The organism is Haladaptatus sp. AB643, assembly GCF_024136975.1.
GTDB lineage: Archaea > Halobacteriota > Halobacteria > Halobacteriales > Haladaptataceae > Haladaptatus.
Window position 1 is genome coordinate 516,409 of the sequence record NZ_JAMYJW010000001.1, and the last position, 23,679, is coordinate 540,087.

The 23,679-nt window shown below is 56.1% G+C and carries 19 protein-coding genes and 2 tRNA genes; 17 read left to right on the top strand and 4 right to left on the bottom strand.

Annotated elements, in window-relative coordinates; translation table 11 throughout:
- Positions 1–418: 418 nt before the first annotated feature.
- The 4 genes from NKF25_RS02675 to NKF25_RS02690 all read left to right on the top strand — a co-directional run bounded on the left by NKF25_RS02675 (position 419) and on the right by NKF25_RS02690 (position 3,640).
- The gene (locus tag NKF25_RS02675) at positions 419–1,318 is read left to right on the top strand and encodes an acyltransferase (RefSeq protein ID WP_253225175.1); all 900 of its coding nucleotides are present in this window, start codon (positions 419–421) and stop codon (positions 1,316–1,318) included.
- A 39-nt stretch (positions 1,319–1,357) separates the two neighbouring features.
- Positions 1,358–2,440 (top strand): PQQ-dependent sugar dehydrogenase, encoded by a 1,083-nt coding sequence (locus NKF25_RS02680; RefSeq protein WP_253225176.1) that lies wholly within the window; start codon positions 1,358–1,360, stop codon positions 2,438–2,440.
- 152 nt (positions 2,441–2,592) lie between these two features.
- Positions 2,593–2,877, top strand: coding sequence for a permease (locus NKF25_RS02685; RefSeq protein WP_066142397.1), 285 nt, complete (start codon positions 2,593–2,595; stop codon positions 2,875–2,877).
- A gap of 67 nt (positions 2,878–2,944) precedes the next feature.
- A complete protein-coding gene (locus tag NKF25_RS02690) occupies positions 2,945–3,640 on the top strand; it encodes a hypothetical protein (protein ID WP_253225177.1) in 696 nt (231 codons plus the stop codon).
- Between the two features lie 30 nt (positions 3,641–3,670).
- Here the strand turns inward: NKF25_RS02690 and NKF25_RS02695 are convergent.
- Positions 3,671–3,741: transfer RNA gene (locus tag NKF25_RS02695), tRNA-Gly, on the bottom strand.
- A gap of 220 nt (positions 3,742–3,961) precedes the next feature.
- Here NKF25_RS02695 and NKF25_RS02700 point away from each other — a divergent pair.
- The gene (locus NKF25_RS02700; protein ID WP_253225178.1) at positions 3,962–4,756 is read left to right on the top strand and encodes an NAD+ synthase; all 795 of its coding nucleotides are present in this window, start codon (positions 3,962–3,964) and stop codon (positions 4,754–4,756) included.
- A gap of 95 nt (positions 4,757–4,851) precedes the next feature.
- On the opposite strand, the gene NKF25_RS02705 is transcribed toward NKF25_RS02700, so the two are convergent.
- Both NKF25_RS02705 and NKF25_RS02710 read right to left on the bottom strand, forming a co-directional pair.
- A complete protein-coding gene (locus tag NKF25_RS02705) occupies positions 4,852–5,109 on the bottom strand; it encodes a hypothetical protein (RefSeq protein WP_253225179.1) in 258 nt (85 codons plus the stop codon).
- Between the two features lie 198 nt (positions 5,110–5,307).
- Entirely contained in the window at positions 5,308–6,006 is a 699-nt protein-coding gene (locus tag NKF25_RS02710; protein WP_253225180.1) for an enoyl-CoA hydratase/isomerase family protein, read from the bottom strand.
- Between the two features lie 59 nt (positions 6,007–6,065).
- Here NKF25_RS02710 and NKF25_RS02715 point away from each other — a divergent pair, with 59 nt between their 5' ends.
- The 7 genes from NKF25_RS02715 (at position 6,066) to NKF25_RS02745 (ending at position 15,976) form a co-directional block, all read left to right on the top strand.
- Complete coding sequence (locus tag NKF25_RS02715) at positions 6,066–6,707, top strand: hypothetical protein (protein WP_253225181.1); 642 nt, start codon at positions 6,066–6,068, stop codon at positions 6,705–6,707.
- A gap of 51 nt (positions 6,708–6,758) precedes the next feature.
- Positions 6,759–6,830, top strand: a tRNA-Thr gene (locus NKF25_RS02720).
- Between the two features lie 72 nt (positions 6,831–6,902).
- Entirely contained in the window at positions 6,903–10,487 is a 3,585-nt protein-coding gene (locus tag NKF25_RS02725) for a hypothetical protein (protein WP_253225182.1), read from the top strand.
- 465 nt (positions 10,488–10,952) lie between these two features.
- Entirely contained in the window at positions 10,953–12,011 is a 1,059-nt protein-coding gene (locus tag NKF25_RS02730) for a hypothetical protein (protein ID WP_253225183.1), read from the top strand.
- Positions 11,983–13,803: a hypothetical protein gene (locus NKF25_RS02735; protein WP_253225184.1), complete on the top strand. Its 1,821-nt coding sequence runs from the start codon at positions 11,983–11,985 to the stop codon at positions 13,801–13,803. Before NKF25_RS02730 ends, NKF25_RS02735 begins: the two co-directional genes overlap by 29 nt.
- On the top strand, positions 13,796–14,764 hold the full coding sequence (locus tag NKF25_RS02740) for a hypothetical protein (protein ID WP_253225185.1): 969 nt from the start codon (positions 13,796–13,798) through the stop codon (positions 14,762–14,764). The genes NKF25_RS02735 and NKF25_RS02740 overlap by 8 nt, the downstream gene beginning before the upstream one ends.
- A 63-nt stretch (positions 14,765–14,827) precedes the next feature.
- A complete protein-coding gene (locus NKF25_RS02745) occupies positions 14,828–15,976 on the top strand; it encodes a DNA cytosine methyltransferase (protein ID WP_253225186.1) in 1,149 nt (382 codons plus the stop codon).
- A gap of 535 nt (positions 15,977–16,511) precedes the next feature.
- Here the strand turns inward: NKF25_RS02745 and NKF25_RS02750 are convergent.
- Positions 16,512–16,724 (bottom strand): ArsR family transcriptional regulator, encoded by a 213-nt coding sequence (locus NKF25_RS02750; protein ID WP_253225187.1) that lies wholly within the window; start codon positions 16,722–16,724, stop codon positions 16,512–16,514.
- Positions 16,725–17,052: 328 nt separating this feature from the next.
- Here NKF25_RS02750 and NKF25_RS02755 point away from each other — a divergent pair, with 328 nt between their 5' ends.
- The 5 genes from NKF25_RS02755 (at position 17,053) to NKF25_RS02775 (ending at position 23,655) form a co-directional block, all read left to right on the top strand.
- Positions 17,053–17,364 (top strand): hypothetical protein, encoded by a 312-nt coding sequence (locus tag NKF25_RS02755; RefSeq protein WP_253225188.1) that lies wholly within the window; start codon positions 17,053–17,055, stop codon positions 17,362–17,364.
- Between the two features lie 529 nt (positions 17,365–17,893).
- The gene (locus NKF25_RS02760; protein WP_253225189.1) at positions 17,894–19,309 is read left to right on the top strand and encodes a hypothetical protein; all 1,416 of its coding nucleotides are present in this window, start codon (positions 17,894–17,896) and stop codon (positions 19,307–19,309) included.
- Positions 19,306–20,436: a hypothetical protein gene (locus NKF25_RS02765; protein WP_253225190.1), complete on the top strand. Its 1,131-nt coding sequence runs from the start codon at positions 19,306–19,308 to the stop codon at positions 20,434–20,436. Before NKF25_RS02760 ends, NKF25_RS02765 begins: the two co-directional genes overlap by 4 nt.
- Positions 20,433–22,469 carry a transfer complex protein gene (locus tag NKF25_RS02770; RefSeq protein ID WP_253225191.1) on the top strand — a complete coding sequence of 679 codons (2,037 nt, stop codon included), beginning with the start codon at positions 20,433–20,435 and terminating at the stop codon, positions 22,467–22,469. The genes NKF25_RS02765 and NKF25_RS02770 overlap by 4 nt, the downstream gene beginning before the upstream one ends.
- Positions 22,462–23,655: a hypothetical protein gene (locus NKF25_RS02775; protein WP_253225192.1), complete on the top strand. Its 1,194-nt coding sequence runs from the start codon at positions 22,462–22,464 to the stop codon at positions 23,653–23,655. Before NKF25_RS02770 ends, NKF25_RS02775 begins: the two co-directional genes overlap by 8 nt.
- Positions 23,656–23,679 lie beyond the last annotated feature (24 nt).

The following is a 23,679-nucleotide window of genomic DNA, read 5'->3' on the forward strand; positions in this document are numbered from 1 at the left end:
CGCATGAATTACCGCACTATATCCTCCCCAACCGACTCCTTCACTCCGGGAGAACTGGGTTCTTCCGTGCTCTTGCTCACTGCGTTCGCGGGAACTCCGTTCAGTCGTCCACTATCAGAGCAACGCTCTGACGGTGGATGACGAGCGCCAATGAGGAATCGGCTGGGGAGGCTCGTGGTTCGTTGTAGAGGCGGTGGCGGTGCGGACTTTCGAGTTTTGTGCCTCGGTCCTCGTAGCCGGAAAACGACCGTACTTCGCCCGTCGTGACTGTATTGTTGGCCACAAAGAATGTGGTTCCGTCATTCGAATCCGGCGTAAGTAGCGATGGGGCAAGAGCGGGCACTCGCCGCCGCAACCAAAACCCCCTTGCCTACGGAAGAGTTACTAACCTATAAGAAAATCGAGAGTGAAATAAGCTATGACAAAGCGACACGTTACCCTCCCCGAGTCCGCGGAAGCGGGCGTACGCGGGTTTATCGATGAAGTAGACGAACGACTCGCAAGCGACGAGGATACGTGCCAGGTCGTAAAGGAGGTGCTCATCGACCTGCACGGTGACCGCGACGCCTACGAAGCGTGGCAGAGCGGCGAGCCGGTGTCGAACGCCGAGCGCGTCCGGCTCCAGAGCTATGACCCGTGTAACTCCACGCTCGAGAGCGAATACTACGCCGAGAAGGACGAGGAGAAGTTCCGTCGGTCGAAACACCTCCAGTGGCTCTGGCGGCAGTTCGACGCGACGCCGATGGCGGACAACGTCGAGTTCGCCCTGCGATTTCGTCAGATGATGGCGAACCACCTCTTCGAGGATGCGGGCGACAATCTTCGTATCTTCAAGGGTGTCACGATGACCTACGGCCACAACATCACGGTCGGCGACAACACGGTCATTCACGACGATGTTCACCTCGACGACCGCGGCAAGTTGACCATCGGGAACCGCTGTTCCATCAGCGACGGCGTGCACATCTACAGCCACGATCACGACATCATCGACCAGACGGACGTGACGAACTTCCACACCGTCATCGGGGACGACGCACGGGTGACCTACGACGCGATGGTTCGCGCAGGCGTAAAAATCGGCGAGGACTCCGTGGTCGGTGCGCGGGCGGTCGTCCAGAGTGACGTGCCTGCCCATCATATCGCCGTCGGCATGCCGGCGAAGAGCATCAAGATCAAGCCCGGCTACGAGGACGAGGCCGCTCCGTTGGACGACGTTCCATCGACGGAGAAGGAATCACGCCGTATCGATGACGAACTACCCGACAACCTCGAACAGTTCGACGAGTTCCGGCGTACCCCCCGTTCGTCGGAGTAACCCGGACCGTTTTTCTCCTGTCAATCCGTGGTGGAGAGCATGCGACGTCGTACGTACCTTCGATCGATCGCGCTCGGCATTACTGGATTTGCCGGGTGTACGGACTCCCCTGGCAGTTCCCATCGGACGACGGCCAAGGGGGAACCCGGCGTGCGCGTCGAGACGGTTGCGATGAACCTCGAAGTTCCGTGGGGTGCCGATTTCGCCCCCAACGGCGATCTCTATTTCACCGAGCGACCGGGACGGATTCGCCGGATTCGAAAGAACAAAAACGAAATCATCGCCGACGTGACTGATCGCATCGCAAGCGTCGGCGAAGGGGGATTGCTCGGATTGACCTTCCACCCGAAAAACGAGGATTTGGCCTACACCTATCAAACCTACGAGAAGAGTGGTGACCTGCAAAACCGCGTCATCCGGCATCGCGTCAGCGACGGATTCGAACGGGATTCGGTCATCCTCGACGGGATTCCGGCGGCGTCCAACCACGATGGCGGACGACTGCTGATTCACGACGGCGCGCTGTTCGTAACTACCGGCGATGCTGGGGACGGGAAACGGGCACAGGACACGGATTCGTTGGCCGGGAAAGTCCTCAGACTGACGCTGGACGGGAAGCCGCATCCCGACAACCCGTTCGACAACGAAGTGTTCACGTACGGGCACCGAAACCCGGAAGGGTTGGCGTTCAACGACGGAACCCTGTTCAGTACGGAACACGGACCGGACGAAAACGACGAGATCAACGTCCTCGAAGCGGGGAAGAACTACGGGTGGCCCGACGTTACCGGGAAGAGCAAGAACGAGCAGTATACCGATCCGATCGCGACGTACACGCCCACGATTGCGCCGGGCGGAGCGGCCTTCTACGACGGACCGATTTCACAGTGGAGCGGTGACTTCTTCTTCGGCGCACTCGTCGGAACACATCTCCACCGGGTGCGACTCGACGGGGAAAACGTCGTCGAGCAGGAACGCCTGCTCGTCAACGAGTACGGTCGCCTTCGGACGACGTTCACCGGCCCGAACGGGCATCTCTACGCGACGACGAGCAATCGAGACGGACGTGCGGAAGGTCCCGCACCCCAGGACGACCGGATACTCAAATTCAAGCCCGCGTAGTCCCTTTTTCGTTCATTTGTGGGGGTGTGTACCCCGTCGCCTTCGTGTCCCGTCAGCCAGTGTGATCCACATGTCCATCTGCCATGCTGACAGTTATGAATCCTGTCGTACGAAGCTACCAAGTATCATGGGAGCGTATGTCATGGTGTTCCATGAACGTCTGGGGGTGGATAGTCCTGTATGTCGTCCTGTTCGTCGGGCTACAGCTGCTTATCTACCGATATCTACGGAGCGACGACGATGCGGCGCTGCTCGCATCGACGCCGTCCGGGTCGGATGGGCACGTGCCTGATGACATCCGACGGGAACGTATCCTCGAAGAGTTTAGCGAAGCGGAGACGAACTCCGACATGCGTGTGTGCCCACACTGTGGGACCGAAAACGGCGTCGGATACACGTTCTGCCGCGAGTGCGTCGGCCCACTCGGCGTGTGGTAGCTGTCGAAGGGGGTAGCTACCAAAGGGGGTAGCTACGCTTTTCCCGTTCCCGTCCCCAGCGTGAGCTATGCCCCGTGCCGTCGCCATCAACGTCGCCGCCAACACCAACCAGCCCGGCGTTCGCGGCCCGATCTTCCCGGACGGTCGGTTCGAATACCTTCCGATTCCCGAACCCGAACCGACGAACCGATCGGTGCCGACCTACGCGGACCTCGACCCGTCGGTCGAACTGCCGGACGGAGCCGAAACCCTGCCCGTCCACCTCGACCCCGAATTCGCGGAGTATCCGTGTTGTGAACGCTACACCTACGGCGACCCGTTCGGCATGAAAGCGAGACCGCTGTTGGAACTGGATCGCGGCGATTACGTCTTCTTCTACGCCACGCTCTCGACCGTCGGGGACCCGACACGCGACTGGATTTCACCGAGATGGGGCGCGTACATCATCGGCCAGTTCCGACTGGCACGCGACCCGATTACAGGGGAGGAATTCGCGGAGTTGGATTCGGAAGAACAGCGAGTTTTCGAGAACAACGCCCACCTGAAACGCGAGGAGTTCGACGCGGAAGTGCTGGTGGAAGGTGCCCCGGACGAATCTGGATTGTACGAAACGGCGGTTCCGTTGAGTAGCCCCGAGAAAGGGTCGAAAGCGAACCACGTCGTCACCGAACTGTCGAGCGACTCCGGAAAGGGACCGTGGTGGCGCAGGCCGATGAAGTTCGATGGGGACGGGATTCGGGAAATTTCGGAATTCGGGAAGTGACTCCGCTCGTCACGTTCGTTCCTCGCAGAATGCACCGACCGGGAGTTGAACCCGGGCTATAAGCTTGGGAAGCTTATGTCCTGCCACTAGACCACCGGTGCACGGCACTCACTTCGTTCGTCCCGCGCACCGTGACTCGCAAATCCGAAGGATTTGCTCACCACCGGTGCACTCAACCCGAATAAGATCAGGCGAACGAGAGCGAGCAGTCGTGTGCTTTCCACTTCATTCCGCGTTCACTTCAACGTAGCGTTTCGGACGTTCGTCCAGAAATACGACGAAGAGGGGAGGTTTTAGTCATCAGCGTTCCTACAGGCGTACATGATAGATCTCGAACTCTCGACGGAAGAACTCGACGCACACCGCGATCACATCGTGTCGTTCATTCGCGAGACGGTGGCCGACGCGGGGACGGATTCGGCGGTTCTCGGCCTCTCCGGCGGTATTGACAGCACGCTGACGGCGTACCTCGCCGTGGAAGCACTGGGCACCGAGAACGTCCACGGACTCGTCATGCCCGGCGCTGTGAGTCGAGAGGACAACATGAGCGACGCGGAGTGGGTGGCGTCGGACCTCGAAATCACCTACGACGTGTTCGAAATCAACCCTATCGTGGACACGTTCTTGGACGCTTATTCGGAAGCGGAGGGTGACCACATGGCGGTGGGCAACGCCCGCGCCCGAACCCGCGCAGTGATGAACTACCTCGTCGCCAACCACGAGGGGTCGGTCGTCCTCGGCACCGGCAACCGCACCGAGGCGCTCGTCGGCTACTTCACGAAGTACGGCGACGGCGCGGTGGACTGTCACCCCATCGGCAACCTCTACAAACAACAGGTTCGACAGCTCGCCGTCCACGTCGGCGTTCCCGAGCGACTCGCCGAAAAGGAAGCGACGGCGGGGCTGTGGGCGGGCCAGACCGACGAGGAAGAGTTGGGTATCGATTACGACACGCTGGACGCGATTCTGGCGCTCCATGTCGATGGACCGCTGTCCGCGTCGGCGACGGCGCGGCAGGTCGACGGCGCATCGGCCGACGATGTCCGACGAATCGACGAGATGTACCGGCTGAGCGAGCACAAACGCGCCGTGCCGCAGTCCCCCGAATCGTTGTAAGTTCCGAGCGACGTCCGAGCGATTCTCAAAAGTACGAGAGAGAAAGAAGTGATGCCAAATATCTCCGTAGAAGTACAGCGGCGACAATACGAGTGTTATCGTTGGTAGTAGATCTCAACGAGCTTGAAGACTGCCCAGATAGTAATGAAAATGGAGCTGATGAAAACCACATTCATCCAAAGGAGTGGCAGCGGCCGGGCGACCCCAAAGAGGTCAAGCCCAAAGCTGATGAGCTTTCCAAGGGCTGCATAGATGAGCGGACCAATCACGATTAGCGCGAGGAGCGACGCACCAATGACTTCGAGGACGTTCCGAGTGTAGGGCTTTTTGAGTGACTGAACAACTGAACTCATAGTTACTACTACAACGGCAACGATAATATAGATTTCTAAGAGGTATCTTCTGTATCTTAGTACGCCGGTGCAGCGATACCTCCCACTAGTTACTCACTCTGAGCCGACGATGGGCCACTGTTTTGGAGTTCACTCCCGAGGATGTCCACTTCAGCGACTACGAGGCTAAATCGACCGATTTCCGTTATCTTCTCGCTTCTACTCCCGCTCTTCCGCGATGCTATCGGCGTTCGCGGCGACGAGTTCGCCGAATGCTTCCGCCTCGCACGCCAGTTGGACGTCGGTCGAAGACCGATCTCGGACTCGTTCCTTAACGACCGAAAGCGCCGCCGGGACGTTCTCCGCGAGTTCGTCGGCGACAGCGCGCGGCGTTTCCGTGAGGCGTGAAACGAGCCCCATCCGATGGGCCGTTTCGGCCGAGAGGACGCGGCCCGTGAGCGCGATGTCGAGCGCGTCACCCATGCCGACGATTTCGGGGAGTCGGGTCGTCCCGCCCCATGCGCCGAAGATTCCGAGGCGGACGCCGGGTTCGGCGAACGTCGCGTCGAACGTCGCCACCCGGATATCACACGCCAGCGCGAGTTCGACGCCCCCGCCGCGCGCCGGACCGTCGATTCCGGCGACGACGACGCTATCGCTCCCTTCGATGTCGTTTGCGACTCGCTGACCGTGGCTCGCGAACTCCTCCGCCGATTCCCGATCCAACGACGCGACGACGTCGAGGTCGGCCCCGGCACAGAACGCCCCACCAGCGCCGCGGAGATAGACGACCGGTTGTGTCGCTTCTCGGACCGCCGAGGAGAGCGCGTCGAGTCCGTCCGGTGTGAGCGCGTTTCGACGCTCCGGGCGGTCGATCGTCACGATTCTAAGTTTCGGCTCGTCGGTGATGCGAATCATGCTGTCCAGTTGGAGACGCTTTCCAAAGGTCTTTGGCTGTCCCGTCGTAAGTTCCGACAATGGAAGAGGCCGTCCGGGCGCGCGGGGCTGCGCGCGAGGCTATCGAAGACATTACGCCAGCGCACCTCCGCGACCACATCGATGGGCTACTGGAGTCCTCGACGGTCGTTCCGGGGGTGGTGACGTTGTTAAGCGCACGAGCAGTCGAGAGCGGTGCCAAGACGGGTGACGTCGAAGCCCGTGCCGCGGGCGTGCAACTGATTTACGAGGGATTGGGCCTCACACGCACGCTGGCACGCGACGAACCGTGGAACGGGGAGCAACCGTACATCGAGAGCAACATCGCAGTTCTGGCAGCGGACGTGATGGTCTCCCGCGGATTTTCTCTGTTGGCACGAACGGAAGCGGCCGATACGGCCGTTCGAACCGTCAAATCGTTCGGTCGGGACCAGACCGAACGGCGGACCGAACACGCGCTCGAAACGGACGTGTTCGAACTCGCCATGGTCGCCGGAACGACGGCGGCAGGCCACGAGGTCCCGACCGGAATCCGACGATACGCCGAGCAACTGGCGACGTCGGTTGCCAACCGCGACTCGACCGAACTACTGTTCGACGAGGCGGTGGATACGCTGACGAAGCTGTCAGGAAGACACCCAAACTGGTTCGATGAGACCACCTCATCGGCCACCGATCCCTGACGCGAATCGAAACGCCTAAACCCAGTTCGGCGTGTAGAAATGAATGCCTGCGCCTGGGTAGCTTAGCGGTAAAGCGCGTCCTTGGTAAGGACGAGAGCCCGGGTTCAAATCCCGGCCTAGGCTTGCTGTATTCTGGTTAAATCCTGCGTATATAAAGGCCCCAAGTGACCACCACAGTCTTCTGGAGGTGGTTGTATGAGCCGCGACAATTCGATAGGTCGTGGTTGTTCGATGCCCCGTTGTCCGCAGGACGCGGTCCACTCCATCGACCCCGGAGCGCTCTGTGACTACCATTTCAGGCAGTTACATCTGGATACCGAAGGCAACGGAACGTCCGAGGATTTGCCGACAGTGCGGTCGATTTCCGGGACGCCAGAGGATGAGAGGGAAACCGAGACCGCAGGACAAACCGATGACTCTGGCCACGACGAACAGGAGCGAGAAATCGGTCTGTACGATGTCGCACCCGGAACCTATCCCGAAGATCTGGTCGAGAACGGTTCTCGTTGGTTGCTCTGGCAGTACAGTGACGACCGAAAGGTGCCTCGCAATCCGTCCTGGGGGTACTCCAATCACGGAGCGGGCTACGCGTTCGTCGGTGCGAAAGACCCTCGGGCCTGGTTCGAGTTCGAGGCAGCCACCAGATGGCTCGACCACGACGACGATCTCGGACTGGCGTACTACCTCACGAACCCCGACCGAAACGATTGGGACAACGACGAGAAATACGCCCATGTCGACCCTGCCGAAGATATCCCCGACGAACCACACGTCGGCCTCCTCGATTTCGACGATGTCCGCGACCCGGAATCCGGTGCAGTGGCACCGGCCGCCGCAGACCTCTTGGAGCGGTTGGCCGGAACGTTCTGCGAATGGTCACCCTCGGGAACCGGCGCGCACGCGCTTGGTGGCTTCTGCCTGCCAGAGGGAGTAAAGGCGCTCAAAATCGACCTGTCGTCCCCCGAGTGGCCGGATGCAGAACTCGAAATCTACCCCGGTCGTCGGTACACTACGGTCACAGGCGACCACATCCCCGGCACTGCGACCGAGACAAACGACGTCCACGGCATCGTCGACGAGATCCTCGCCGCCAATCCTGGGGCACTCGATGCAGCGCGGGCGAAGACACCTGCTGGTCGCCCGGATGGATTCGACCGCGAACCCAAGATGTCGAAGGCCGATCTCGCGGACATCGAGACGACGTCCGATATTCAGGACGTCTTCGACGCTATCCGGCACACCGACCCAGCCGATATCCGACTCCGATCGACCGTCACGCACGAGCGGAGCGACGGCAGCAAGGATCTCGACCCGAGTTGGGAGCAGTCGAAGAGTGGAACACGGTTAGCACAGGTTGGCGACGGCTGGGTCTATCGGAAGGGAATGTATGGACTGGATGCCCTCCAAGTCATCGCGCTCGAAGAACGGATTATCACCGCGGTCACGGAATATCCCCGTGGTGAAGCGTTCTGGGAAGCTGTCGAGGCGTTGCGCGCCCGCGGTGCTCACATCCCGGAGTACGAAGCCGATGGCGATGAAACCGATCCAATGAGTTCGCTTCCGCTGGCGAAACTCGACGCCGCCGCCGATGGAGAGCGAGAGCGCGTTGCTGCGTCGAACGATGTCGAGTGGCCCTCTACGGACGAGGCGCGTGACCGCTTGCGAGAGAACCTGCTGGACGCCGTCCGACATCAAGAGGAAGTCGTCATCGATGCCCCGACCGGCCTCGGAAAGAGCTACACCGTTGCAACCGAACCGTGGCTGAACCACGCCGACGTTACTGATGAACAGCCGGTTGTCCACTTCAGTCCGACGCGAAAGGCCCGTGATGCAGCGGCCGAGCATAGTCACGAGGCGGATGGGGTGACGTATGGCGTTCTTCGTGGACGAAAGGAGAAATGTACAGTCGCCCACGGCATCCACGATCCATCGGAGGAGGACAACGATGTTGTCGAAATCACGATGAACCGAATGCCTGCCTCCGAGTGGTTCGACACCGTCTGCGACGGCCGCGGGATTCCGTTTTCGACGGCACACGCCTATCTTGCCGAGCACAACGACCAAGGAGTCGAACTACCGTGTTCGCGTAGTGAAGACCCATGTCCCGCAATCAGCCAGTGGGAGGGGATTCCGCGAGCAGATGACGGCACGCCAGCGGTCGACGTGATTCACGCTACCCACCAGTTCGCGTACGTCCCCGGACTCGTTCAGTCGTGTAACGTCATCTTCGATGAGCGACCGGATTTCGCCGTCGGTGGTGAGTATCTGACGAACGAGCGGATTCAACGGGGTGTCACGGCATTCCTTCAGGAGGCGGGTGCGCCGGTTACGACGTGGGAGGCGTTCGTCCAGCTTGCGCGACGGACGTATGGCCGGAACGTCCACGGGGATGCACTCCGGGAAGCGCATGCGACACTTGCTGTCTTGGACTACGAACCGGACCGCGAATGGTTTCTCGACCATCCGGACGCCCACACACTCGTTCCCGCGTTAGCGAAAGCAATCTGGTCGGCGTTGGCTCAAGGCTTCGACGAGAACGGGCGTAGCGTGGGGACGGTCAGCCACACGCCGCCGCGACTCGATGCCGGTGCCCACGATGCGGATTCGTGGTCGCGGACGTGGGTCACTATCGTCGTCGACGAAGACAATCACGTAAGAACAATTCGAAGCGTCCCGGACCTCTCGGGTGCACGATGTGTGATTGGGTTCGACGCGCATCCGAGCTTGCCATTGTGGCAACGTAATACGACGAAGGACATCCTTCCCGAGCATGTGCTCGATGTCGATGAACGTCGGCTCTGGCGGCGCTACGAGCGTGGGTTACGCGTCGTTCAGGTCGGAGACGCAGTTCGACCGCTCGCCAGTGGCGAGTACTTCAACCCGGACACGACGCGGGTTCTGCTGAATCACCTTAGTCACCACTATGGCGAAGCGTTCGACACCTGTATCACCGCCTCAAGTGTCGAGTATCGAGTCAAACAGCAAATGCGTGAGATAGGAATCGAGGACCCTGAGACGATGCATTTTGGCGAGGAACGCTCCCGTGGTGACTTCGGTGATCGCAGCGTCGGACTCATCCATGGGTCGATCGACCCCGGTGACGACTACGTGCTGAATTTACTGGCTGAGTGTGACCTCCACGCCCAACCGGAGACCAGAGAGATCGAGGATGGTGACCAGCGACGGGCGCATGGGCGTGGCTTCGTAGGTCCCGATGCGGACACCGCGGATGAAATTCTCGCATCGGTTCGAGAGAACCATGTCGCCCAATCCGCTGGCCGGTATGCGCGGAGTGCTGACGACCCTGACAACCAAGCGATCGTCTACGTCCACACGAGTGCCATCCCGGCAGGGTTTGCGGATCACCAAGTGGCCGGTGTCCAGTGGGTGGCGACCGACGCGCAGCGAGCCGTGATCAAGGCACTCCGTGATAGACGGTCTGCGACGGCCCGCGAACTAGCCGAGGAAACGGGCGTGTCAAAGCGCCACGTTGCGAAGACTCTGTCACGGTTGCTCGACGACGACCTCGTCACCTGTCGGAAGGGTGCAGGCGACCACGGTGCGGACGTGTTCCACACCGGTGATGAGCCGACGGATGGGGTGGTTGAGTTGACGCCGGACGAAATCACGAACAGTGGCGTATGGGGTTCCTATACGTGGTCGTTCGCGATCCACAATGTCGAACCGTCCAAGTTTCTACCAACACGACCTGGAGACCCCGCGCCTACGTTGCGAACCGTGTCACTAGAAGCGTTCCGGGACGGCCCACCGCCCGAGTAGTGGCCACTCACTGGTCTGTTTGCCCCTCGTGTGAGCGACAGATCTACGATTTCCTGTGCGTCGTCCAAATGGTAGAGCTCAGCTTTGTTGAACCCTCAAGCGGTGATCGGTTTCAGTGGTCGTACTGAATACAGGGAGCAGATCTCTCGGTAAGGTTAGTAATCCACCGGCCTCCTCAAGAAGAAGTATCTATTTGCAAAAAAGATCGCACTAGTGAATAGGATGACAACCCATCCTAACGCAATTTTTGGAGCATTGACGAAGCTTAGTTATAACTTCTATTTAGACTAATCAACTCTGAGCAGCAGAGTCCTTGGGCAATACATCTGCTAAGTTTGCTGATGTATGTTAAATTACACCAGTTTGAGTAACCCTTATTTGAGGTTCAGGCAATTATTCTGATTAGTAAACAGCTAAGTAGAGCGAAAAACAAGTATCGGACAATTACGGAGTTTACCATCGATAATGTCGGAGGTCACACTGGAAGCAGCTCTCAATGAGTTAGCGAAAGATTCTGATAATGCCGAAGAATTTCTCAGAGAATACGAGCAGACAAAATCATACTTAGAACAGCAAATTTATCCATGGGTTCAAGCCAACTGTTCATGGTTTACTGACCACGGTCGCCAGCATATTGACGCGGTAATCAATCAAGCAAGTCGCCTCTTGGAGGACGAGTTGAGGAATGTAGGAGATAATGATCTGACAGAGCTAGATATATTCATTCTCCTAACAAGTATCCTCTGGCATGATGTGGGTATGATTGTAGATCGCTCTGAACACGACCAAATATCCACGGATGTATTTGACGAACTTCAAACAATGGGTGCCATGTCACCAAATGTGAAACGAGTTATCACTGATATCATCAAAGCTCACCGAGGGGATTCGGGGCTTGACATTCCTCAGAAAAATACCTCTTTCACGATCAATGGGAAGATATACAAAATATATCCGAAAGCTCTGGCAGGCATCCTTCGATTCTCAGATGAAATATCTGAAACGCAAGAACGAGTTTCCAGTGACAGATGGGTTCGAGATACAGTACCCGTCGAGAGCCGAATATTCTGGCGCTATGCTCAGACCATCCAGAGTTGCTATCCACTTCTCAACGGCAAAGCAATCAAAGTAGTGATTGGGATGGAGGTAGACGATGCTATAGAGATGTACCCTTGTCCAGATTCTTTCGAACATCGAGGGAACCAGAACGGTGAAATATCGCTCATTCAGTACATAATATGCAGACTAGAAAAGTTGATTAATGAATTGGCTTACTGTGAGCGATATTTTAACAGATACGTCGAAATTAGGGACGTCGAACTAACACTCACAATCCGAGGTAGCGATCAGACTATAGAGCATGAAATCAACGAAACACTTGGCGCGGCTGGCCTAACTAAAATGGGAACGTACCCTAGCGTCACAATTTACGACGAATTCTTTAATCAGTATTCCCGCTGTAAGCCAGACAACTTACCGTCCGGGTCTAATGAAGATGGGCAAGGAGGTGAGAATTATGATTGATCTTTCCGAAAACCCATTCGCTGTTCACAGCCCTGATGCGCTCAAGGATGTGCCTGCGGAAACAATAGTCAGGTTGTTCATCTCAGAACATACGCAATTGGACAACGTCCGCGAAAAGAAGCACACATTCGTGTGGGGGCCAAGAGGCTCAGGAAAGAGTTTCATGCTACGCTATTTAGAACCTCAATGTAGGTTCGTTGAGTATGATTCTCCAGGAGAATTCTTCGAGAGTGAAAACTCATTTATTGGAATATATACCCCATGCAAAAAGGGGGAAATAGACAAAACGGAGTTGGATCTACTCGACGACAGGGCTAGCCAAGTCATTACAGAACATCTTCTAAACCTCACAGTAGCTGAAGAAACTCTGTCAACCTTATCTGAACAATTCCCGGCTGACTACTTTGAGCATGATGATTGTGTAGAGTTCTGCGATTCAGTAACGGGATTTTTCGATCGTGGATCAATTGCTAAGTCTAAGGAATACGCATCAGAGCGTTACAATCAGAGTGAGCATCCGTTTAAATGGCTTCAGGAGGTATTTACATCTGAGAAGAGGCAAATAGATCACTATCTCCGTCAGTTATCACTGAACTCTGACGCGAAGTACGCAGGTGCGACTAGCGGATATCATGACTTCTTGCTCCCGTTAATGGATAGTGTTCAGAAATTGGTAGGAGATCCGGATGTACCTATATATGTGTTTCTGGATGACGCCTTCCACTTATTTGAAGAACAACAGGAAGTCGTCAACACCTGGATTGCTAATCGTGATCAAAGTACACTTTGCATCAAGGTGTCATCAACAAAAGAAGGCTACGAGACGTTCGAAACATCAGGACGGGGCATGATTGAGCTCACCCATGACTATACTGAGCTTGACTTTGAGGAACTCTACACCAATAGCGACAGACAATACTCGAAGAAAGTGAGGGGTATCGTTGAGAAGCGCCTAGAAGTTGCAGAGATGGTTACGACTGATGTTGATGAATTTCTGCCGCGTAGCGAATTTGAAGTCGGTCTCATAGAGGAAATAAAAGAAAACCTCGAAGAAGAATGGTTGGAAGAAGGCGAGCCGGGACGTCGTTCAGACTATATTGCTCGCTATGCGAACGCGAGGCTTTTCCAGAGGCTAGCAGAAGGGAAGACCGGAAAGACGTATTCAGGCTTCGACGAGATAGTCCATATATCGTCAGGGGTCGTTAGAAATTTCCTTGAGCCCTGTCAGCTTATGTTCAACGAGGTCAAGCAGGGAGGGAAAAAGGCATCCGAAATAGAGGCAATTCCCGCATCAACGCAAGATGACGTATTGAAGCAGAACTCTGAGGACTTTCTAAGACAGGCTCCACTGAAGATTGCTAAAAGTCTCCCTGAAGAAGACATGCCCTATCTTGACGATCTGAAAACGCTCGTCCGATCGCTTGGTAAGCTCTTCTATGAGCGTTTGCATGATGAGGAATCTCGCGAGCCGAGAATGTTCTCTTTCACGGTGAGAGGAAAAATCCCAAAAGATTCAGACCTGAGTAAGGTGCTGGAATTGGGAGAAAGAGTTCAGTATTTCAAAGTTAAGACATATAGTACCAAAGATGGTGGTGGACGGGAGGACTGGTATATCCTAAATAGGAGACTCGCACCTATGTTCAAACTGGATCCGACTGGATTCGAAGGCAGGATGAGTCTTACACCCGAACTGCTTGAAATTGGATGTGAAGATCCAGCTGAGTTTGTGAGACTCAGGTTGGATATTGACGAACACCAAGAACCTCTGGACAGGTTTTTCAAAGATGACTAGTCAAGAAATACCGATTGATGATGGAGAAGAGTGTGTAATCGAGAATAGCATCGAGGGTGAGTCAGACGATCTCTACCTCGTTAACGCTGGGTTTGAAGAAAGAGCTTTAGCAGCAACAAACTTGTTGAGCCCCAGCTATGAGGCGGACTGGGGTATTATATACGTAAATTCCGAATATCTAATGCGAGAAAGTGCCGTTCAAACAAAAAAACATCTTTCAGAGCTACAGAAAGAACTAGAGAGTCACTGCAAGAACGTGGATGTGGTAATGGGTAGCTGGTTGGAGGCTGACGAGCAGCTATTTTCTATCCGAGATAGCTTTGAAGAACTAACGGACCGAGATTCCCTAGACATCACTATTGATGTGACTTCATTCAATCGAGAATCACTTCTCGTTTCACTCAACATTTTGTACTCATTGGTGAATGATGTGAACACACGAATTTTGTACGTCTCTCCCGCAAAATACGGGGACTGGCTTAGTAAGGGCCATCGCTTCGTCCGAAATATTATCGGGTTTGGCGGTATACAAAGTTCGAACAAGCCGACGTTATTGATACTACTCACTGGATTCGAAACAGATCGCGCTAAGAATGTTATTGAGGAAATAGAACCAGCTGAAACATTAGTCGGGTTTGGTGACAATCCTACCGAGCGCTCGTTTCTCGAAAAGAACAAACAAGAGCAGGAGAAACTGTTGGCTCGTCAGGATACAGTTAGCTTCCAATTTTCAGCGGATAGCATCGAAAAGTCGCAGAGTCAAATCGAGAAACTGCTGAAGAAGCACAATCAGGCATACAACGTAGTTATATGTCCGATGAGTACAAAATTATCAACACTGGGCGTATGGAAAGCAGCAAGGAAATACCCAGAGGCACAAGTAGTGTACAGCCTACCCATTGAATACAATATCAAGGACTACTCATCAGGGTCGAAAACATTGTACGTCGATTGGATTTAATATACTCTGGACATCATTGTGGTGAGTAGATTAAAGTAGGACGCTGCGAATGCGTCGTAATAGATGACGAGTACTAAATTGAAGAACGTCTTAGATTTATTCTGCGGTGCAGGTGGACTCAGTTCTGGTTTCGCAAGAGCGGGCTACAACATCGTTACAGGTGTCGATAACAACGAGCATTCCATTGATACGTTCGATGCTAACCATGATTGTAAACCAATCGTAGCCGATATTGAAGAAGAGAACATTCTGGACAGGATTCGAGATTCGATTCAAGCAAACGGTTATAGTTGTCATGACATTGATATTGTAGTAGGAGGACCACCGTGTAGGGGTTTCTCGATGGCAAATGTTCAATCAAACCCCGAGGAAAATCCATTAAATAATCTCCCAACTCGCTTCTTAGAAATCGTTGAGGAGATTGACCCGGAGGCGGTGCTAATTGAGAACGTTCCGAGACTACTAACGATTTCTGACGGACAATACAAGCAGATGATTCTATCAAAATTAAAATCGTTAGGCTACAACGTCGCTCAGGGTGTACTGAAAGCCGAGAAGTTTGGAGTTCCACAAAAACGTCGTCGAGTGTTCTTTATGGGTCTCAAGTTATCGAAACCCACCTTACCAGATCCAAGTCACTTTGAACACAGTTTCGATCTTCCAGTCACTGTGAATGAGGCAATTTCAGATCTCCCACCTCTTCCAACGGGAGGTGGTGGTAGTATACAGATGGAGTACTTGACTCCCGAATCAGGGATCAGTAAATACGCACAAGAGATGCGTCGCGACTCTAAGGAAGCAATCATCATGAATCATCGGACCACAGCGAATCAAGAAAAGACCTACCGCCGATTCAAGCACATTCCTCAGGGGGGGAACTGGAGAGACATACCTGAACGGCTAATGGGAAACTACTCGAATCGACTGCAAACACATGATCATATATACCAACGCCTAATTGAGGAAGAACCCTCAAAGACCGTTGCGAATTTCAGGAAACAGATGATAGTCCATCCGACGCAAAATCGTTTACTCTCGGTAAGAGAAGCTGCTCGGCTCCAATCATTCCCTGATGATTACCATTTCAAAGGTGGTAGTTTCAATGCACGGCAACAGATGGTGGGCGATGCAGTACCAGTAAACTTATCTTATGCAGTTGCAAAGGCATTTACTCTTAGCCTCGATTCTACACGAAGTATTCCTGCTGAATGATTTGAAATGTCCACAGGCGACTGGTGGCTGTTGATTTCAGCTAAGGTTAGTTCGTTGCTACTTGAGTGAACTAACCAAAAAGTGATGATATTTAATGATATAAAAAATGGGACGAGTGTGAAGTGGCGGTATATACGGTCTCTCCGAAACCGGGTGAAGTCCGCAGTGAAGTGTTGGCTGATATGTTCATTTGTGTCTGAAATGGGAGCGACGGAAAGCAGAACTGGAACTCGTATTAGATAAGCCGTTTTGGGGTCACGAATATGCAACTGAAGTGTACCTCACGCTGACCGACATCGCGTTCTCTCTCCGAGACATCGACCTCATCAAAATAGACCACCCGGTTCCAAACACGGACTCTCAGCGCTCCATCGAGAAATTCATCGACGAAGTCGAGGGTCAACTGATAAAATCGTCCATAACAATGAATAGTGTGGTAACGACCTCTGTGATGCCCGTAGATACTCCGTCCCGAAAGACAACGCCGCTATCACAGAACGATAAATTCGCACCACGAACTTAGCAGATAACTCGATCAATTATCATCCTCATCTCGAGGATCGGCTCGCAATTCGTAGAGCGCCGTATTCTCGTGAATATTCTCCACGTACCCCACCGCAGTGAGCAGTTTTAGACGTTCATGAACCTTGTATCTTGGTTCTCCCGTCGCGTCGACAAGAAATCCTTGAGTACGCGCTCCTTCATCGAGTTCATCGAGGATCGCTTCGTCGAGGGCTGTCAAATCCATCTGCTTCTCTTTGAACGCGGACGCTATATTATTCTACATATCGAATGGCGATTCTCGTCTGATTCATATACCAAATCTCAATAAACATCATACTACGATACAAAGAATATATCGTACTACGATTCGTACTACGATTCGTAGAATCATGGAAAACGGAATCTCACTCCCCTATCCGACTGGTTTTGCACACAAAGTAGTGCTACTGGCAACGAATAAGTCTACGACAGCGACTCTGGCAGAACGAGTTACCGAGTACGTCAATCGTCGTCTCACAGTAAACAGTCGTGTTCTGCCGTCAGTCGTGACTGTGACAGTCGTCCTTGCCGTGATGACAGGCGTTGCAGCTGCCCAAACCAGCAGTAACGGCTTGTGTGGAACACCCGCCATCAGCTTGTTCGAATGGGCGGCCCGGACCGGTGCTGGTGTACTGTTCCTCGGCGGTTTGCTCTACGGAGCGTACAAACACGCACGCGCTGGCATGTCCCGGAACCCGGAACGGTCGAGTGAGCATCGCCAGTCCGGTACCATGGCGATGATTGCGGGTCCTATCTTCGGCCTCGTCATCGTCCTCGGCAAACAAGCCGCCGGTGCCGCTGGCTTCCACGCGGCCCAATGTGCACACCTGACGCCGTGGTTCTGACCGAAAGACACCCCTGCACTGGGAGATCCGACGAACCACTCCTTCACTAGTCATCCTCATGCCCCTCACCATTGCCATCGACACTGGACGTACGACACGACTGCACCAGTACGTGGTCATCGTCGTCGCTGTGATTCTCCTCATGACCGTATTCGTAACGCCAGTATCCGCCAGCGCAACCGGGGTATCTCTCGTCACGAGTGGAGCGGATCGCCCTGTCTCCACACTCACGAGTTCCCACAGACCAGTAACGACGACGTCGTCGACAGTCCGAAATCCGGTTGTTCCGGGAACCGGTGTCCCATCAATCCTGACGCCGAACACACGGTCGTACGCCGCGTGTTCCGGGAAAGACTTCGTTCGGGGCGCTATCTGCAACGTCATCGAGAATGCCAAGCGGAGCATCCTCAAAGGCGCACTCGACACGGCACAGCACATTGCCCGTAGTACGCTCGAACTGATTCTTCGACGACCAGTACCGAAACGGGGCGGCGAAATCGTTGTCTTCCGACCACCAACGAATCAGCCATTGGCCGGTGCCTACCACGGGTGGACATCGGTCGGTCTCCCGCTGGGATTTTTGGTGTGGGTCGTCGGCGTCGGTGTCGCGCTCGCCAGCCGATTCCGCCCGGAGACCACGTTCGCCACCCAAGGCTTCCAGATCGAACAGAACATCGTCCGGAATCTCTTGCTCACCATCGGATCGTGGTGGGTCGGAGCGTTCGTCCTCCATCTCGCGAACGGTCTGATTCTCGCCGTCGCCCCACGCGGCGACCAACTCGTTATGGGCCCGAAATCCGGCCTCGGAACTCTGCTCGGGACGGGACTTCTCGCGGGGTTGCTGTGGGTCGCTACAGCGGCTATCGTGACTATCCTGCTCATCACGACGCTCCTGGCGTACGTCCTGTGTCTTACGTTCATGGTATTCCTCCCGGTGTTTTCGGCACTCATGCTGTTCGACATCGGCGGCATTCTGGGGACCATTGGAAAGTTCGGCCAAACGGGTTGGGACATTTTCATTCGGGCAGCGTTCTTCCCGCTTCCAGCGGCGCTCGTCCTCGGTGCCGGGGCATACATCGCCAGCGGAACGATGGGCTTCGTTCAGAGTGCAGTCGCTGTCAGTGGCTTCTCCGCAGTCGCCGGAACACTCGCGTTCGCCGCCGTCACGTTCGTCACACAGTTGGCAGCGCTGGTCGCAACCCTCTGGATGCTCTTGGGGTCACGAGCAGCGAGGACGGCAGGTGGCATCATGGCGGGCGTTGGCGGAGCTGCGATGTACTCGCGAGCAAAGGCAGGAGCAAAGTCACTCTCCAACAGGGCGTCAATGGCGGGTGTTGGGTCACGTTCAGGTGCCGTTAGTTCGGCGACTGGGACGACCACGGGGACCGGGACCGGCTCCCCGTCCGGTCTAGTCGACGGAACGCCGACGACACGCCCCAACGCCACTGCTAGCACGGCTACTACACCATCCGGCGTCCTCGACACTGAACGTCGTGACGGCAGTTCCGCTGCCATCGCTCCGATGGGAACACCGACTGGTGGTCGGCCCGCCACTCCAGATTCGAGTACACCCTCGACGTCAGGCACCAGCGCTGGCACGACGGCAGACGTCGATAGTGATGAGCCAATCGTCGTCGAACGACGGAGCGACCTGCCGGCCGAACAGCGGTATCAACCCGGCTACCTCTCGGGTGGCGAATTCCAGCCGATCGAATCACGGGGGCAGAAGCGATCACTGATAGTCCGGGGACACGACCGATTCGCAGCAGCCTACGATTCCGATGGAGACCATCCCGGCGTCTATTACCGTGGCGAAGGGGACGAGGTACTGTACAATGCAGCACCCGTTGCTGGGGAGGACTGGGAATCGAGTACATCCGAGCAAACAGAAATTAGTCGTGATGCGGTCTTTGACGCTCGCGATGGGAGAGGTGACTCGCGATGACGCGCCTTGGTCCGAGAGGCGACGACCCAGAACGGCGTATCCTCGATGACTTTGGGTCTGATTCTGGCTTCCTCGCGTTCGCAGACGTATCCAACGCGGATCTCCTGTTTCTCGTCCCAGCACTCATCGCCGCAATGGTGACACTTGAAGTCGCCGTCATCGTAACGGGCCGATTCTTCGTTGGCGTTGCACTCTCGCTGGTCGTCCTCGGCGTCGCGGGCGCGTACGTGACCATCTGTCCCGACCACCGGACGCCGCTCGGCTTTCTCCGGTCGTTCATCAGCTACTACCGACGAGACTCGATCATGACACTCACTAATCACAACTCCGATTCAGATGCCGACGCACCACCCGATACGCGGGAGTTGACGCAGATTCGCGCAGTCGAACCGGATTCCGACGCGATTCGCCGTCGAGATGAGACGCTCATCGGTGCCATTCGTATCGAACCGGCGAATCTCGCACTCGCCGACCACAACGAGTGGGACAGAGCGGCCCGCGGACTCGGAGACGTCCTGAACGCGCTCGACTATCCGGTGCAGATCCACTCGTCGGCACGACGCGTCGACCCGGATCGCTTGACTGCTGCATATCATACCCGCCGAACTGACGCCGATGTCAGATCGACACCAGCGCTTGGGGAAATCGTCGAGGTCTACCGACAGCGCCGACCACAGGAGTTCCGTGAACGTGGTACGAGCATTCGCCAGTACCACGCGATCGTCCCGGTCGAAATACAGGCAGTAAGCCTGGAGGACAACGCGTGGATTCGTCGTCTTTCAACGTTTCCACTCATCGGTGACCACCTTGCATCGGTATTCGCCGACGTACTATTGCAGGACGACCGCCGCGAGAGTATCCACGCACGACAACGCACGCTCCTCGAGGAGCGGCGTACTCATCTCGCCGAGCAGTTGACGAGCGTCGAGGGTATCCATGTCCACCCCGTGGATGCGGCCGACCTCGTCACGCTGGTAGAGGAATACTGGTCCGGGTATCGAACTGCGTACCCAGACGCTGGTCCACATCTCCGTACAACTCCTGTCGTCGTGAGTGACGACGACGCCGTGTATCGTTCACCGAACACACCCCCGACTTCCGATGAAACTCGGAGTGACCACCAATGAAATTACCATCGAGACTCATCAGTCTCGTTCCGAAGCGTACTGCCGTAACGACCGCCAATACAGCCGCTGATACCGCTGACAACACCAATACAGACATCGATATCGACTCCACCGACGAGGGGCCACCTCCTGCCCGGGAGGGTGGGACGCCCCGTGAACCGATGGTTGCAACGCGAGTGGCACCGTCGGGTGTGCGTCTCGAATCGACCACAGCACGGACGGGTGATCTGTGGGTCAAGATTCTGTTTGTGACGGGTTTTCCGGAATCTGCATCACCAGGACTCCTCGACCGTGTCTGTACCCATCCGAGCGCAGACGTCGATGTGACGATATACGCGAATCCAGAGGACCCCCGAACGTCACTCATGCAGTTCGAGAGTGCGATCAAATCGCTCAAGGTCGACCACATCGAGGCGCAGAATCAGGGGTCGGCGAAGGCGACGGTCACGGAGCGGCGCATTAGGGATCACGAGGAGGTGTACACACAACTACAGGAGAATGCTCAGCGCATCCTCGACGTTGGCGTCTATCTAACCATCCGTGGCCCCTCCGAGGACCATGTCGACCGTGTTGCCACGAGCATCCGTGGGGAACTCCAGCGCCAGCGAATGACGACCAAAACCGCGGCCTACCGGCAGGACGACGCGCTCATCACCGGGAGTCCGGTCGCGAAAGACGAGTTGGGACTGACGACACCGATGCTCGGGCAGGCCGCTGGCGCGCTGTTTCCATTCGCTGCGAGTACGACGATTGAAGAGAGTGGTATCCTCTATGGGTACCACGCCACGACGGGTGCCCCGATCTATCTGGATCGATTCTGTCGTGAAAACGGGTACAACGTGTTGGTTGCCGGTGAAATCGGGTCCGGAAAGTCGTACGACACCAAACGACTCCTGCTTCGGCGAGTGGCGAAAGACCGCGACACTGCGCTCGTCATGATCGACCCCGTCGGTGGATTCGCCAGTCTCGCTAGCAGCCTCGATGCCGAGCACTATATCATCGGCGGGACGCGAACGGTCAACCCGCTCGAAATACGGCCGACGCCGAGTCAACTCTTGGAGAACGAGAACAGCAGTCCATTCACCGAGCGCATCAGCGCCGTGATGGACTTCTTCGAATCCTTTTTCGCGTACGTGGGTGCGCCACTCGGCGACCGGCGACAGGTTCTCGAACGGTGTGTTCGTGAGGCGTATGCCCGGACCAACATTACAGCCGACCCGACGACCCATCACCACGAGAGTCCCGTAATTGGAGACATCCGTACCGTCCTGGGCGATGTCGCCGCCGACCCACTTGCCGTTCTCAATGGAGACGAATACTCCGCTGGTGAATTGGAGAAGTGGCAGCGCCACGCCGAGGATCTTCGCCTGAACTTAGAGCCGTTCACGACCGGCGGTCAGTTCGACTTTCTGAATGGGCAGACCGAGGTCGATCTTACAGGGAGTCGCGTCATATACCTCGACTTACAGCAGTTCGGTGGTGCCTCGAACAACGCACTCGCCGGTCTCGTAATGCAACCGCTGTACGACGCCGTCTATGAGCGCCTCAAGGCCGCGACGGGTCACACGATCGTGGCAATCGACGAAGCGCACTACCTCGTCGAGTCGCCCGGAAGCGTCGAATGGCTCAAGCGGACGACCCGTCACTCTCGCCATCTCGACCTCTCACTGCACTTCATCACGCAGGAACTCGCCGACTTCTACGATACCGACGGAGCCAAGACGTTCATCAACCAATCGTCGATCAAGATCCTGCATCGGCAGGGAAATCTCACTCCAGAACACGCTGACGCTCTCGGACTAACAGACGCGCAGGCCGCGTTCGTCCGCGACGCCGTCGTTGGGAAAGAAGGACTCGGGTTCAGCACTGCCCTTCTCGATATCGACGAGGGCGGTACCTATCCGCTTCGCGTCACCGCCCTTCCTGAAGAGGAGGCAATATTCGAGAGCGAAGAATCGCGGGAGGTACCACGCGAGACACAGCCAGATAGGGAAGCGGACACAGGACCGAACGGAGGTCGGTCGAATGACTGATCTCGTGCCTGTCGGTCCGGATTCAGGCAATGGACGCAACCAGTCGGGAATCGAGACGAAGCCGTTCACATGGATGTCCATGAACTCTGACGAGTACGTCCCTATCGAGGAAACACGCCGGACTGCCGACGTCCGGTCGCCCCTCATCGGCGAATACGATTTCCCGACGATACTGGACGAGGTACTCGGACGGGAAAGCGCGACCTGTGAGGCGTGTCAAGAGACCGTTCACCACCCCGATGGCGGGGATTTAGCCGATGGAGAGCCGTTCGTCCTTCGGGAACTCGTCGAGAACATCTACACCGTCGAGAATCAAGTTCTTCTGTGTGCGACGTGCGCGAACCGGCCGACTGCTGCATGGCAGGCCAACGTCCGAACGAAGCGGGCTCAAGAACGTGATTACACGCCTAACTGGCGTGACTACCTCGCTCACTGGGTCTCTGACCCGACCGCAATTTCGTTATTCGCTCGTCGTGTCGTTGCGGGTCTTCTCGGCGTTACGGCCCTCGTCACCCTCGCTGCAACAGTAGCTGGCATCGCCGGAAGTCTCACGGCAGACGTCGTCACTGGGTGGCACTGGGCCATCACAGTCGTCATGGCTGAAGGTTTCATCGTCGGTGCCCTCACCGTACACCCCTGGGTCGTGGGTACTCTCGTCAGTATCGCGTATGTCGTCCACGCCGTCGAACGCCTTCGTCACGACCCACGCGGGTACTGCGCTCGCCAACATCGTCCGTGGCTGGTACTCACCTTGGCTGGCCTGACCGCAGGTGGCAGCGCATTCAGTCTCGTGGGCATCGCAACAGGCGTCGTTCCTGCAACAATGCTGGCGCGATTGCTCGCCGCAGTTGTCTGGATGATTGGCGCTGCTGGCGTGGCCTGGTACATCGATCTCGCCGTTCGCCACGACCTCGCTATCGGTATCTGGTACCCCAACCGCGGTCTGTGGATAATCGCTGGTCGAATCGGGTTGTTACCAGGTCTACTCGCACTCACCGCTGGCGTTCCGTTCTCCGGCGTTGTTGCCCCGACCGCTACTGGTATCCTCGCCGCGATACCGGCCGCCGTCGCCTTCGCGTTCGCTGGCTTGCGTCTCCCATACGATTCCCGGACGCGCGATTCCATCCTCGACTTAGTCCCAGAGTGGGTTCTCTCTGCTCTCACCATCGAACATCGTCGAGAGTAGCACACCGACAAACAGCAGTTCACC